Origin of the sequence: Amycolatopsis umgeniensis (assembly GCF_014205155.1) — a bacterium.
Lineage (GTDB): Bacteria > Actinomycetota > Actinomycetes > Mycobacteriales > Pseudonocardiaceae > Amycolatopsis > Amycolatopsis umgeniensis.
In genome coordinates this window covers 2,704,866-2,717,242 of sequence record NZ_JACHMX010000001.1, presented here as the reverse complement: position 1 = coordinate 2,717,242, position 12,377 = coordinate 2,704,866, and the positions used below count along the sequence as shown (strand labels likewise).

Annotated in this window: 11 protein-coding genes and 1 tRNA gene; 4 read left to right on the top strand and 8 right to left on the bottom strand. The window is 67.6% G+C overall.

Translation table 11 applies throughout. The annotated features are described in order from the left end of the window. Positions 1-134 precede the first annotated feature (134 nt). Positions 135-755 carry a nucleotidyltransferase domain-containing protein gene (locus tag HDA45_RS12265; protein ID WP_184894773.1) on the top strand — a complete coding sequence of 207 codons (621 nt, stop codon included), beginning with the start codon at positions 135-137 and terminating at the stop codon, positions 753-755. Between the two features lie 26 nt (positions 756-781). Next, entirely contained in the window at positions 782-1,024 is a 243-nt protein-coding gene (locus HDA45_RS12260) for a hypothetical protein (protein ID WP_221471098.1), read from the top strand. Between the two features lie 61 nt (positions 1,025-1,085). On the opposite strand, the gene HDA45_RS12255 is transcribed toward HDA45_RS12260, so the two are convergent. Continuing rightward, a tRNA-Leu gene (locus HDA45_RS12255) sits at positions 1,086-1,159 on the bottom strand. 125 nt (positions 1,160-1,284) lie between these two features. Here HDA45_RS12255 and HDA45_RS12250 point away from each other — a divergent pair. After that, on the top strand, positions 1,285-1,506 hold the full coding sequence (locus tag HDA45_RS12250) for a DUF3618 domain-containing protein (RefSeq protein ID WP_005165704.1): 222 nt from the start codon (positions 1,285-1,287) through the stop codon (positions 1,504-1,506). Positions 1,507-1,509: 3 nt separating this feature from the next. On the opposite strand, the gene HDA45_RS12245 is transcribed toward HDA45_RS12250, so the two are convergent. Next, a complete protein-coding gene (locus HDA45_RS12245) occupies positions 1,510-1,920 on the bottom strand; it encodes a hypothetical protein (protein ID WP_184894771.1) in 411 nt (136 codons plus the stop codon). 233 nt (positions 1,921-2,153) lie between these two features. Beyond that, positions 2,154-2,711 (bottom strand): TetR/AcrR family transcriptional regulator, encoded by a 558-nt coding sequence (locus tag HDA45_RS12240; RefSeq protein ID WP_184894769.1) that lies wholly within the window; start codon positions 2,709-2,711, stop codon positions 2,154-2,156. Between the two features lie 121 nt (positions 2,712-2,832). Between HDA45_RS12240 and HDA45_RS12235 the strand changes: the two genes are divergently transcribed. Further along, positions 2,833-4,293, top strand: a complete 1,461-nt coding sequence (locus HDA45_RS12235; protein WP_184894767.1) for a flavin-containing monooxygenase — start codon at positions 2,833-2,835, stop codon at positions 4,291-4,293. Positions 4,294-4,364: 71 nt separating this feature from the next. On the opposite strand, the gene HDA45_RS12230 is transcribed toward HDA45_RS12235, so the two are convergent. The 5 genes from HDA45_RS12230 to HDA45_RS12210 all read right to left on the bottom strand — a co-directional run bounded on the left by HDA45_RS12230 (position 4,365) and on the right by HDA45_RS12210 (position 12,266). Then, on the bottom strand, positions 4,365-4,835 hold the full coding sequence (locus HDA45_RS12230) for a helix-turn-helix domain-containing protein (RefSeq protein WP_184894765.1): 471 nt from the start codon (positions 4,833-4,835) through the stop codon (positions 4,365-4,367). Between the two features lie 231 nt (positions 4,836-5,066). Beyond that, the gene (locus HDA45_RS12225) at positions 5,067-6,695 is read right to left on the bottom strand and encodes an LCP family protein (protein WP_452039138.1); all 1,629 of its coding nucleotides are present in this window, start codon (positions 6,693-6,695) and stop codon (positions 5,067-5,069) included. A 162-nt stretch (positions 6,696-6,857) separates the two neighbouring features. Next, positions 6,858-9,020, bottom strand: a complete 2,163-nt coding sequence (locus tag HDA45_RS12220) for a phospholipase A2 (RefSeq protein WP_184894763.1) — start codon at positions 9,018-9,020, stop codon at positions 6,858-6,860. A 148-nt stretch (positions 9,021-9,168) separates the two neighbouring features. Next, the gene (locus HDA45_RS12215; RefSeq protein WP_184894761.1) at positions 9,169-10,611 is read right to left on the bottom strand and encodes a GGDEF domain-containing protein; all 1,443 of its coding nucleotides are present in this window, start codon (positions 10,609-10,611) and stop codon (positions 9,169-9,171) included. 440 nt (positions 10,612-11,051) lie between these two features. Continuing rightward, positions 11,052-12,266 carry an MFS transporter gene (locus tag HDA45_RS12210; protein ID WP_343072056.1) on the bottom strand — a complete coding sequence of 405 codons (1,215 nt, stop codon included), beginning with the start codon at positions 12,264-12,266 and terminating at the stop codon, positions 11,052-11,054. Positions 12,267-12,377: the final 111 nt, after the last annotated feature.

The following is a 12,377-nucleotide window of genomic DNA, read 5'->3' as shown; positions in this document are numbered from 1 at the left end:
CGCGCTGACCGGATAGGCGCCTCGTCTTCGGCAGAGCGGACAGGGTGTCAACTATAAGACTGGTATACGTACTATAGTTGAGTATGCGGTACTATAGTTGGCGTAGCAGAAGAGGCTTCTGAAGGAGTCGGATCGTGGACTTGAGCCGACCGTTGATGACGGTCACCCCCACTCTCGACGGCGATGTCCTCGCCGTGCTCGCCAACCATGACGGCATCTTCACGACCGGGCAGCTCCACCGCCTCCTGGCGCGGCATTCGGAGGAGGGCATCCGCAAGGTGCTACGGCGCCTGACGAAGCAGGGTGTCGTGCTGGCCGACCGCGTCGGAAACGCCTTCGCGTACCGGCTCAACCGCGACCATCTCGCGGCGGAGCACATCATCGGGCTCGCCCAGATGCGGAAAACATTCCTGGAACGCATCGAAGACCGTCTGGAGTCCTGGGTGATCCCGCCGGTCTATGCCGCGGTGTTCGGCTCGGTGGCACGCGGCGAGATGACGGAGGACAGCGATGTGGATCTCCTGCTGATCCGGCCGGACGACGCCGACGACCGATGGGAAACCCAAGTCCATGAACTGGCGATCGAGGTGACCCGCTGGGTCGGCAACGACACTCGTCCTTTGGAGTTCACCGAAGGCGAACTCGTCGACCGTGCCCACGACGAGGTCGTTCTGCGTGACGTGGCGCGAGACGGGCTCACGGTGGCCGGAAGCCGGGCATGGCTGGCCGGCCACCTGCGAAAGAGAAAAGGCTGACGTGCGGATCAGGCGGTGCGACACGGGTGTCCGACGTCATCTGCTGCGCCAGGCTGGGTGAGCACGCGCAGGGTGAGAACCACGACGAAGCGATCGGCTTGCTGACCCAGGCCGACAAGGAAATCGCGAAGCATTTGAGAACGCTGCTCAAGCTGAAGACCAAGGCGGGCTACAGCCACACCCCGGCGACGACGGACGAGTTCAAACGCGCGGGCCGGGCGGCCCAGACTCTGGTCGAAACGGCTCATCGGGTGACCAATGTCCGCTGACGCCCAGGAGCCGCCCGGCGTGGGCTCCCGGATCGCCTGCCGGAGTGACCGGTGAACGCTGTGGGCCCGGAGAGACTCGAACTCTCACTGGCACGGACCTAAACCGTGTGCCTCTGCCAATTGGGCTACGGGCCCCCAGTACTGCCCTGAAATCGTATCGTGCGACACGATCCGAGTTTCTCGGCGTGGCCGGTGCCGCTTCGAGGGGTGGCGTCCTCTAACGTGGGCTTCCAGCAAGTCCGTCGCGGCGAGGAGGACACGTGGCTCGCGATCCCGAGACCATCGAGCGTGAGATCGAGCAGGCCAGGAACGCGCTGGTCGCCACGCTCGACCAGCTGGGCACGAAGGCGAACCCCGCGAAGCTGGTGGATTCCGCGAAGACCGGCCTGCGCGCGAAGCTGGACGAGCCCAAGGTGAAGTACCCGCTCATCGGCGGGGCAGTGCTGATCGGCGTCCTGCTGATCCGCAAACTCCTGAAGTAGCTCTCAGGAGGTCTGGGCCGCCTTGGCAGGTGTCTTGGCGGGCTCGGCCTTCTCCTTGGTCTTCGCCTCGTCGACGGCCTTCGGGAGTTCCTTGCCCTGGGGCACCGGAGGCTTGGCCGCGATCTTCTCCTTGGCCTTGCCGTTCGCCGGGGGAGGAACCTCGAGCGGTTCGATCTCCGGGAGCGTCAGCCTCGCCGTCATGTAAGCGGCGGTGAACTCGAGCGCACTGCCGTTGAGCAGGTGCACCACGGTCGACCGCTCCGGCGGGGACAGTTTCTCGACCAGCTGGTCCGCCCGGTCCCGTGCCGCGATGATGCCCGGCGCGCGACCGGTCAGTTCCTTACCGGAGCCGCTGACCGTGACCTTCCAGTCGTCGTCCTCTTGGACGTACGACGCGGTGATCGGTTCGGTCATCCGCCTCACCCCTCTCCTCGCGAGCATGCGTCACTCTGTGGACCTCGCCACGTCCTCGTCATGACGCCACTTTCGGGTGGTGGCGCCCCCTCCTGACCGAGGTCGTGACGGTCCATCAGAGTTTCTACAGTGTCATCGATACAGTAGGACAACTCTGTGTCACAAGACACTGGCGGCAATGTGCTCTGAGTGACGACCGAATGGCCTAATGCACGCGCATCTTCACGGTCGCTTCAGCGGGCCCTCGCGGACAGACCCGACCAGAGGATGTCCATCGCGTATCCGGTGGCCATTTCGGGGCTGACGTCCTCGTGTCGCTCGCACCAGATCGCGAGCCGTTCGCACGCGCCGACGACGAACTCCGCGGACGCTTCGGCGCGCGGATCTTCGCCCGTGTCGAGGTAACCGCTCATCACCGCGGCGATCAGGTCGGTCTGCTGACGCCGGGTCTGTTCGATCTCGTCGGCCGCGTCGGTGCCGATCAGCGCCATCTCGTGGCGGAGCAGTGACCAGGCCTGCCGTCGTTCCCGGATGAAGACGAAGAACGCGAGCAGCCCGCGCCGCAGTGCGTCCTCGGCGGACGTCGCACCGACGGTCGCCCGTTCGGTGACTTCGAGCAGTGCCGCCCGCGACTGCTGGATGCAGGCCAGCAGCAGTCCCTCTTTCGAGTTGAAGTACTCGTAGAGCATCGGTTTGGAGACCCCGACGCGCTCCGCGATGTCGTCCATCGACGCCGCGCCGTAGCCGCGTTCGGCGAACACTTCCTCAGCGATTTCGATCATCTGCCGCATTCGCTCTGCTCGTGGCATGCGTTTGCGCTTCGCCGTCGTCACCACAGCACTCTACCGAAGGTAACCTACTTCAAGTAAGGTGAACTCCCGGTAACAGGTAATACGAGCGAGAGGGCGGGTCATGGGCAACCGCACCGAGACCGGTGTCGTCATCGTCGGGACCGGCTTCTCCGGTCTCGGCATGGCCATCCAGCTGCGGAAAGAGGGCCGCGAGGACTTCGTCATCCTGGAGAAGGCCGACGACGTGGGCGGCACGTGGCGGGACAACACCTACCCCGGCTGCGCCTGCGACATCCCCTCGCATATGTACTCGTTCTCGTTCGAGCAGAACCCCGGCTGGTCCCGGGCGTACTCGCCGCAGCCGGAGATCTGGCGCTACATGCGCGACGTCGCCGCGAAGTACGACCTGCACCGCTTCATCCGCTTCGGCCAGGAGATGACCGGCGCCCGCTGGGACGCCGACGAGAACCGCTGGCACGTCGCGTCGAAGTCCGGCGAGGAGTTCGTCGCGCCCGCCCTGGTCGCCGGGGTCGGCGCGCTGCACCTGCCGCAGATCCCGGAGCTGCCCGGGATCGGGAACTTCAAGGGCCGGGCGTTCCACTCCGCGCGGTGGGAGCACGACTACGACCTCGCGGGCAAGCGGGTCGCCGTGGTCGGCACCGGCGCGAGCGCGATCCAGTTCGTGCCGCGGATCGCGAAGGACGTCGCCGAGCTGACGCTCTTCCAGCGCACCCCGCCGTGGATCATGCCCAAGCCGGACCGCGAGATGCCGCAAGCGCTGCGGAAGACGTTCAGCTCGGTGCCGCTGCTGCAGCGCGCCTTCCGCAACGTCCTCTACTGGGGCCTCGAAGCCCGCGCGATCGGCTTCAACGGGCAGCCGTGGATGATGAAGATCGGCCAGAACATCGCGAAGCGCAACATTTTCAAGGGCGTCAAGGATCCGGAACTGCGCCGGAAGCTGACGCCGGACTACACCATGGGCTGCAAGCGGGTCCTGATCTCCAACGACTACTACCCGGCGCTCGCGAGGGACAACGTCGACGTCGTCACCGAGGGCGTGAAGGAGGTCCGCGAGCACAGCGTCGTCGACGGCGCCGGTGTCGAGCACGAGGTCGACGCGATCATCTACGGCACCGGATTCCACGTCACGGACGCCTTCGACGACCTGGAGATCATCGGCCGAGACGGGCGCAACCTCGGCAAGGAGTGGGCGGCCGAGGGGATGCGGACGTATCAGGGCATCACCGTGTCCGGGTTCCCGAACCTGTTCTTCCTGCTCGGCCCGAACACCGGGCTCGGGCACAACTCCGTGGTCTTCATGATCGAAGCGCAGATCTCCTACGTCGCGCAGGCGCTGCGGCTCGGGCGTGGCAAGGCGCTCGACCCGCGGCCGGAGGCGCAGGAGCGGTTCAACGGCGAGATCCAGCGCAAACTCGCCAAGGGCATCTGGACGCGGGGTGGGTGCAAGAGCTGGTACCTGGACGCGAAGGGCGTCAACCGGACGATCTGGCCCGGCTTCACCTGGCGGTATTGGCTCGACACCCGCAAGGTGCGGCGCGAGGACTACGAACTCCTCGGCTGAGGAGGAAAGAGGGAGGGTCCGTGAAAGCCCAGATGGGGGGCAAGGCCTTCACGGACCGGGGAACGCCGCGCTCATGAGGGGTTGAGCCGGCGAAGCCTTCCGATGAGATCGACGGTGGGGATACCGCAGAGTTCGGCCATCCGTTCCAGCGCCGCGAAGTCGAGGTGGACCTCGGCGGATCCGCTGTCGGACGACTGCCTGAGCCGGTCGTCGGCCCACCGTCGCAGGGGGAGCAGTTCTTCCTGGTCGTCCTTGATCACCAGGCGCAGATCGATCCGGACCCGGCCCGGTTCGTCCACGAACACCCGGCGATGCACCTTGGCCAGCAGATCCTGCGGCAGCTCGTCCATCGCGACGCACAGTTCGACCAGCCGCACCACGGAACAGTGCCGGGTGCCCAGCTCGTAGGTGGCCAGCGTCTGGAGCGAGATCTCGCTCTGCAGATGCTGGTTCAGTTCCTTGCGTGTCCAGCCACGCTTACGGCGGAGCTTGCGGAGCTCGTCTCCGAGTATCCGCTGATAGCTCTCAGCGTCGATCAGCACTCCCCGACCCCTGCCTTGCCAACCCTGCTCCCACCGCTCACCCCATGTGACAAAACCCGGGACGAGCGCACTCACGTGTATGAAAGTCGGCAGGTGGGCCGCTCTTACGCGGTTTCGGGGGTGCTTTTCATACCGATTTTGTCCTGCTGGGCCGAATGGGTGAACAAATGTCCCGCTCAGTGAGTGCGTTCTGGTGTGCGTCGTGGCTGGTCGAGAAGGTGAGAGGTGGCGTCAGTTGATGCAGGGGACGCCTTCGGCGGTGATCGGCTTCTCGTCGGACTGCTCGGGCGGCGGAACCGCGGCCGACGAGCCGACGGCGTTCTGCGAGGAACCGGAAGCCTCCGCGCCGCTCGCCTGCTTGAAGTCCGAGCCGAGGAAGACCATCACGCGCCCGGCCTCGACGCTCTTGTCCTCCTGGACGGTCGGGTTGCCCCCGAGTGCGGCGGCGACGGCCTGGCCCGCTTCCTTCTGGCCCTTCGCGACCCAGATCACCGTCTTCTTGCGCGCGCTGGCCGTGGCCGTGTCGCCCGCGGTGAAACCCTTGTCGACGAGCTGCTTCAGCACCGTCGAGGCCAGCCCATCCCGGTTGGTGGAGTTGCGGACGTCGACCGTGGTCGCCTTGTTGGCCGACTCGGCGGGCGGCGGCGTCTGCTCGCCGGGCTGCGGGCCCGCGAGCCCCTGGACGAAGTCCTTCACCTGTTTCGGGTCGACCTGGATGGCGACGCCGTCGTTCGGGGTCTTGTACTCGATGTTGACGATCGGGATGGTCCGGAACTCGAGCTGACCGCCGGTGAGGCCCTTCATCTGCTGCGCGAAGCCGAAGACGTCCCAGTTCTGGTTGAGCACGACCGACTTCTTGATGGCCGTGATCAGGTCGTTGAGCCTGCCCGGGTTCGTGAGCGTGCCCGCCGAGAGCACCTTGCGCGCCATCCCGGCCATGAACACCTGCTGCCGGACGACCCGGTCGAGGTCGCCGCGCGGCAGCCCGTGGCGCTGCCGGACGAAGCCGAGCGCCTCGACACCGGAGATGGTGTGCGGGCCCTTGGTGAACTTCGCGCCGGAGAACTGGTCGTTGACGTCGTCGTTGAGGCAGACGTCCACCCCGCCGATGGCCTGGGTGATCTCGCTGAAACCCAGCAGGTTGATGGCGGCGTAGTTGTCGATGGTCGAGCCGGTCAGCTGCTCGACCGTCTTGATCAGGGTCTTCGCCCCGGCCTCGTTGGCCTTCTGGTCGAGTTCCTTCGGGTCGGAGACGCCGTTCTCCTGCTGTTTCTTGCGCTCGTCGAGCATCGCGCGGGCATACGCCGAGTTGATCTTGTGCTTGCCGAAACCGCCGGGGATGTCGACGTAGGAGTCGCGCGGCAGCGAGATCGCGACGGCCTTGGAGCCGTCGTTCGGGATGTGTACGAAGATCAGCGAGTCGGTGTTCAGCTCGCCGTCGGCCTGCCCGGCGCGCAGCTGGGCGAGGACCTCCTTGGACAGCGGGTTGCCCTGCGCGTCCGTGCGGCTGTCGAGGCCGACCAGCAGGATGTCGCGGGCGCCGTCGGCGGGCTTTTCGCCCTCGTCGGCGCCGATGCCGACGTTCGCGAACGTCAGGCCGTCCATCGCGGCCCACGCGTAGCCGGTCAGGCCCATCACCAGGAGCGAGACGAGGCCCAGCGCGATCTTGGGCCCGCGGAACGACCGCCGAGGAGCGCGACGCGGTTCCGGGCGCCGGGGCGGCGGCGCCGCGGCCTGGCGGGCGGGTGCCGGGCGGGCTCCCCGAGGCGGGGCCGGGCGGGAAGGAACGCGTCCGGGCGCGTCCTGCCTAGGCCGGGCGGGACGTCGATCCCCATGCCCATTCCGAGGCGGGTACTCCACGCGGTCTGCTCCTTCTCGTCGTCACCGGTTCTACGGTCTTCTCAAGGGACGCATGGTGCCTGTTGCGGGTTGTCGCAGGATTACACATCCCCCCGAAGATGTGGCACGCACCACCGGTTTGGTCTCAATGGTACGGAGAACGCCAGGTCAGCGCCGTGCGGCTCAGGGGAGTACGCGTCGGGCGGCGCGCGCCGGGACGAGCGTGGCGGCCGCCGCGAGCATCGCGACGACGATCGTCGCGACCGGCAGCGCGACGGAAGCGGCGCTCACCTGCCTGCCGTCGAGGGCGCCCATCAGGGGCGGCGCGCACGCGACCGCGCACACCAGCCAGGGTCCCGTCATCCGGCTGGTGCCGTTGCGCACGGTGTGCAGCAGATACACCCCCAGTAGCAGGTTGACCAGGCTCTGGACCGGTCCGAGCCGGAGCCCGAGGAGATCGGCGTCGGCCGACGCGCCGCCGAAGCGGGTCAACGCGAACCCGAACACGCCGAGCATCGCGTACGCCATCCCGACGGTCGCCGCGGCGCGGCAGAAGATCGCGGCGCGCAGGCCCGGCTCGTCGACAGCCCGCTGCTGGGGTCCCGAATGACGTTCGAACCACCAGAAGACGAGCATCGCGGGGACGGCGAGCAGGGCGAGCGCGAGCAGGACTCTCGGCCGGGCCAGCCAGCTGAGGCCGTCCACGAACGGGCCCGGCAGGTAGACGACGGCCACGAGCAGCAGCATCGCGGACAGGAAGACGAGGTAGAGGCTCATCGGGGCGCGGAGGACGAGCCGGGCGGTGGCGGCGACCACGGGACTCGCGCCGAGCCGGGCCAGTGGCCGCGCGAGCAGGCCGAGGAGCGCGAGCTGGACCAGTCCGAGCAGGAGGACGCCCCACGGCGGACCCGAAAGCGCGGCCGGGGCGCCGGGGCCGCCGAGCAGCATCGGCCCTTCGCCGCGGACGGCGACCGCGAGGCCCAGTCCGGCGGCGCCGGTGAACGCCGTCGCCAGGAGGGCGCCACGCGGCGGGCGGACACCGTCGGCGTGGGCGAACGCCAGCTGCTGGACGAACAGGGCGAGGAAGAGGGTCTCCGCGTAGCGCGGGATCGGCGAGCCGGACCACTGCGCCGCGGCCTCGCTCGCCAAGGTCAAGGCCAGCAGACCGGTGACGGAGGCCGTCCGGGTCCGGCGGTAGAGCGTCAGCAGCGCCGGCGCGAGGACGACGGTCAGCAGGAAGACGCCGAGCAGCCAAAGCGGGTGCAGCGCGATCCGCATGACGGTGGCGTTCGTGCCCGTCGGGATCCCGAGCACCTCCAGCGCGAGCGGGACGACCAGCGCGACGACGGCGAAGATCAGCGCGGGGCGCAGGAGCGGGCTCGCGCGGTCGGCGAGGTACTGCGGATAGCGGCCGCCGGTCGCGCGGATCGACCGCCAGCCCGCCTCGTTGATGCGGCCCACCGCGAAGAAGATCAGCGGGCAGAGCTGCGCGAGCCAGGTGAACGGCCACAGCGACCGCTCCGGCGCGCCCGCCCAGTGCGCGAGCGCGACGGCGGATTCGCCGAGCAGCATCAGCACGACCCCGGCGACCCCGAGCAGTGCCCAGCGGCCGACAGGGTGCACCGGACGCGGCTCGCGGGGCAGCGTGACGGCTGTCCGGCGCGTGCGGACCCAGCCGCGGAGACGGAACACCAGCAGCGCGCCGATCACCAGCACCCCGACGATCATCGGGCCGAGCGGGTCGCCGACCGGCGGCCCCCAGCGCTGGTGCCAGGAGTTGAGCACGAGACCGGCGGTGTAGAGGGAGGCGACGACCTCGCAGGTGCCGCGCGAGTCCATCGGGTTGATGGCGCAAGCTTGGTGCATGTCGGCCGAGAGCCGGTCGTCGAGCGTGGACCTGGCTTCCTGGCCGAGCGGGTGGCCCTTGCGTTCGGCGTAGCGGAGGATGTCGTAGCCCAGGTCGTGGGCCTTGCAGGGGACCGCGTAGTCCCACTTGGTGTTGTCGTCGCCCCAAGGCGCCGAGCAACCGCCGTCGGTGTGGACGGCGCGCACGGTGCCGTCGCGTGCCGTCATCACGCCGGGGGTGATCCCGCTGACCGCGGTGAAATCGGCGGGCAGTTCGGCGATGACGTTCTCGACCCGGCCCGGCCGCACCAGCGCGTCGACGGCGTTCTGGGCGGCGAGGATGTCACCCGTCGGTGGTCCCTGATCCGGCGGCGAGGCAGGCCGCGACGAGATCAAACCGAAGCCGAAGACCAGCACCGTGACCAGCAGCAACCAGCCCGAAGTCGACCATGGCCGCCGGATCCTGGCAGGACGAGCGGCGGCTTCGGCTGTCGCTGGCATGGCGTCCAGGGTGCCATCCGCCGATCGGGGCCGACATCCGGATAACCCCCGGGTTCCGCCTGTGGGTGACCGGGGGTGAAGGACGCTTTCCCCGCATGCGACGTGGCGATGGCGCCCATCGCCGCGTGGCATGCGGCGATGGGCCCCTTCAGCCCTCGGCGACGGGCGGAGGAGCGGGCCGGTCCAGATCCTGGGCGAACCGCACCTGGTTCCTGCCGTTTTCCTTGGCCACGTACACGGCGGCGTCGGCGGCGTGCAGGAGTTCCTCCAGAGAATCACCGTGACGAGGGAACAAGGCGGCCCCGATCGAGGTGGTCCGGCCCGCGATGGTCACGCGACTACCTCGTTTGTCCGTGGTCACTATATGCAGTTCTGCGATTGCACTGCGCACTCGCTCGGCGGCGAGTTTCGCGGCCGTTTCGTCGATATCCGGGAGAAGCACCAGGAATTCCTCGCCACCGAACCGGCCGATGACGTCGGCGGGCCTGGTGACCTCGTCCAATTTCTGTGCCACGTCGCGGAGGACGTCGTCGCCCGCAGGATGTCCATATGTGTCGTTAATCCACTTGAAGTGGTCGAGATCAATCATCAGTAGCGCAAGGTTGTCGTCCGATCGGGCGGTCCTTCCGAGCGCCCGATCGGCCGACTCCGACCATCCGCGCATGTTGAGAACACCGGTTTTCGGGTCCGTCCGCGCGTCGTTTTGGAGTTGGTCGATCTCGGCGAGGCGATTGAACACCACCGTCACCACGGCCATCACGACCACCATCGGTGGCATGATCAACAGGAGCACCGCGGTGACCGCGCCGAGGCCGATCGTGATGGCTTCCAGCAGGTTGTCCGCCGTGTTGCCGAGTACGGTCGACAGCGACGGCCGCTTCGGCGAGCCGATCGCGAGGATGCCGCCGATGTAGGCGATCTGCACCGCTTCGAAGACCATCCCGGTGATGATCAGGACGCCGAATTCGCCGAGCGTGCTCCAGCCGGAAATCCGTCCCCATTCATGCGGTCCGAACGCGGCGAAGGTGAGCGACGCCAAGGTCACCGAAACACCGTGGGTGACCGACGAGAACACGAAGTTGTGCGCGGGCCGCCGGGCGATGAACCAATGCTGTATTCGTACGAGCGCGATGATGGAAAGCGTCAATGAAAGCGGCAGGATGACCGCGGCCGGAAATGTCCAGACCGCGGTGAGGTCGATGAGAACGGTGCGGCTGCGATCGCGCCGCCTTTCCTCTTGACGCTGAGTGAGCTGAATATGCGCCGTGGCGCCGACGGCGAGGATGGCGAAACGAACCCAGTCTATTCTTCCCGGATTCGTGGAATTCATCGTCGCGACGACCATGATCGCGATTCCGATCGCCTCCAAGGCGAAAAGGAACGCGATGAATCGTTTCGGCCGCTGCCACAGCGCCCATGCCCTGGGATCGTAGGGATGGCGCTGTCGCGGTTCGGCCCGGTCACCTTCCGGGCTCGCCTGCCCGCGTTCGGTCACCGGTACACCGCTGTCCGCGGCGGCCGTCTCCGCTCGTCCGTCAAGGTCGCCGGTGCCGTCGCCGTGCTGGCGGCGGTCGCCGGTCTCGGCTGGCAATTGCTACCTCTTTTCCGTGCGGATGGCACGGTTGAGTAATCTCACCGGTACCGACTGATACACCGTTCGTATTCCACGGCCGGTATCATCCCATCGCATCAGTTGTTCGACACCGGCAAGGGTGCCCCCGAACACGGTCCGGAGGTGGCAATCGTGTCCCGTGATTTCTGATCTTGACAGCTGAATGTTTTTCGAGACGCGTCGTGGAAGGGGTGACCGATAGTGTCCAGCCGTGACTTCTGAGCCCGGGCAAGGTATTAGTTCGCAGCGAGGTTCCCAGGAGGTGTCAGACCATGTCGAGCCGTGACTTCTGATCGAGTGTCGTTTCTTTTCGCCCACGTACCGAAGAGCCTGGTGTCGAAGCAGTGTCCCGTCGAGATTCCCGAGTACGAACCCGCCGGGCGGCCGTGCCGCCCCAGGGGTCGTCCAGTGTGGATTCCTCATGATGTCAACGGTTCCGGACTGGATCCATTGATGTGCGCCCAGCTGAGCGCGACCAGTACGGCCAGCAGCAGGCCGACCATGCCTGCCAGCGCGATGGCCGAGGTCGCCGCCCCGAGCCGATCGGCGGCGAGCCCGCCGAGTCCCGCCCCTATTCCCTGAGCCACCCGCAACCCCGTGCGGTACACCCCACCCGCACCGCCCCTGAGTTCGTTCGGGACCCAGGTGATGAACGTGGCGCTCACCGTGATCAAGTACGCACCCGCGGCACCCGCCGCCGCCAGCAGGAGCAGCGCCGGGATCAGCCCCGGTTTGAACACGAAGCCGATCAGGGCGACCATCGGCAGTGCCGCCAGCACTCCCAGGAGCTTCCGCCGTTGTTCCGCGGAAACGAACCGGGAGAGCAGGAACGCGCCGATGACGAAGCCCAGTGGGTCGGCCGCCAGCAACCAGCCGACGGCTTGTTTCCCCACGCCCATCTCCGCGGCCAGCGGCGCGGCGAGCCCTTCGGGGATGACGGCCAGGCCGACCAGCCACGAGAACCAGACCAGCACCCGCAGGTGGCGGTTGCCGAATACCTGCTTCACCGCGCCGAACCAGCTGCCGTTGCCGTCGGACGCCGCCGCCCGCCGCGAGACCGAGAAGCGGACCACGGCCGCGCTCAGCAGGAACGTCGCGGCGTCCAGTGCCAGCGCCCAGCTCGCCCCGACCTGCGAAACCAGCAGACCGCCGCCCGCCAGGCCGAGCAGCATGGCGGTGTTGGTCGAGATGCCCCGGATGTCCTGGCTCTTGAGGTAGAGGTCGTCGTCGGTGAACACCTCGCGGGTCAGCGCGTTCTGCGCGGCGTTGCCGGGGGCGTTCGCGAGCCGTGCCAGCACCACCAGCCCGCACAGCAGGGCGAGCGGCGTGCCGGGGATCGCCATGATCGCGATCAGCACCGCTTGGATCAGCGACGAGATGACGAGGACGGTGCGCCTCGGGTAGCGATCTGCCAGCTGGGAGAGGCCGAGGCCGCCGGCCAGCGCGGGCAGGAAGGTCAAGGAGTAGACCACCGCCGAGAGCAGCGCGGACCCGGTGCGGTCGTAGACGAGGATCGCCAGCGCGACGATGGTGAGCTGATCCCCGATCAGGGACTGCACCTCGGCGAGCCAGAGTGCGCGGAACTCGAGGTTCGCCAGGGCGGCGGTCATCCGCGGCGCCGCGTTCGTCTTCACTCTGTGACCACCTCCCCCCGATCGGGTGAACCTAGCTCCCTCGCATTCTTGCCTGCTCTGTTACGTGGCTGACGAGGGAGTCACAGTTAATGTCCCGCCGAGCAACGTTCA